Genomic DNA, 1269 nt, shown 5'->3' on the forward strand with positions numbered 1-1269 from the left:
GGGTCTGCTGCACCGATAGGTGACAGTTTCAGTCACGCGGCCTGACTGGCCGGTGGGGTCATGATGGTCTCGTACTCGATAGGGGTCAACCGGGACAGAGAGTGTTGTCGTCGGCGGCGGTGGTAGGTCCGTTCGACCCAGGTCACGATCGCGGTCCTCAGCTGCTGCCGGGTGGCCCAGTTACGCCGGTCGAGGACGTTGTTCTGCAGGAGGCCGAAGAACGATTCCATGGCGGCGTTGTCGCCGGCGGCACCAACTCTGCCCATCGAGCCGGTCATGTGATGCTGGTGCAGGGCGCGGACGAACTTCCGGCTGCGAAACTGCGACCCGCGGTCGGTGTGTAGCACGCAGCCGGCCACTCGGCCGCGTCGGGCTACGGCGTTGTGCAACGCGTTGACAGCCAGCCGGGACTTCATCCGTGAGTCGATGGAGTAGCCGACGATCCGGTTCGACCACACGTCCTTGATCGCGCAGAGGTAGAGCTTGCCCTCGCCGGTGCGGTGTTCGGTGATGTCGGCCAGCCACAACCGGTTCGGGCCGTCGGCGGTGAAGTCTCGTTTCACGAGGTCGTCATGCACCGGCGGACCGACCTTGCCACCCTTGCCGCGCCTCTTGCGCTTGCCGAAGGCGCTCCACCAGCCGTTATCCGAGCAGATCTTCCACGCGGTGCGCTCAGCCATCGCCTGTCCGGCGGTGCGGGCCTCATCGACCAGGAACCGGTACCCGAACTCCGGGTCATCGCGGTGGGCGTCCACCAGGGCGTTCGCGCGGTAAGCGGCAACGAGTTCGGCGTCGCCGACGGGCCGGGCGAGCCACCGGTAGTAGGGCTGACGAGCGATCTTCAATACCCGGCACGTCACCGCCACGGGGATTCCGTCGGCGGCCAGCTCGCTCACGAGCGGGTAGAGCCTTTTCCCGGCAGGTTCGCCTGCGACAGATACGCCGCGGCCCGGCGCAGGACCTCGTTCTCCTGCTCCAGCAGCTTGATCCGCTTGCGGGCCTCACGCAGCTCGGCTGACTCGCCGCCACTGACACCCGGTTTGGTTCCAGCGTCAACGTCAGCCTGGCGCAGCCACTTGAACAACGTCATCGGGTGGACTCCGAAGTCCTTCGCGATCTGCTCGACCGTCACGCCCGGATCACGGTCACGGGCCACCCGCACAACATCATCGCGGAACTCACGAGGGTAGGGCTTGGGCACAGCAACATCCTTCCAGCCCGCCACCAGGGCAAGCCATCTCAGATGTCACCTACCGGTGCAGCAGACCC

At 66.1% G+C, this 1269-nt stretch carries 1 protein-coding gene; it reads right to left on the bottom strand.

Annotated features, from left to right (window positions below; translation table 11 throughout):
* Positions 1-32 precede the first annotated feature (32 nt).
* Positions 33-1201 (bottom strand): IS3 family transposase gene (locus AC5RWQ_RS30180; RefSeq protein WP_494285995.1). Its coding sequence is split into 2 segments (ribosomal slippage): positions 33-914 and positions 917-1201, totalling 1167 coding nucleotides; the frame shifts between segments, so codons are not numbered across the junction.
* Positions 1202-1269 lie beyond the last annotated feature (68 nt).

Source organism: Micromonospora sp. BS32, assembly GCF_059089345.1.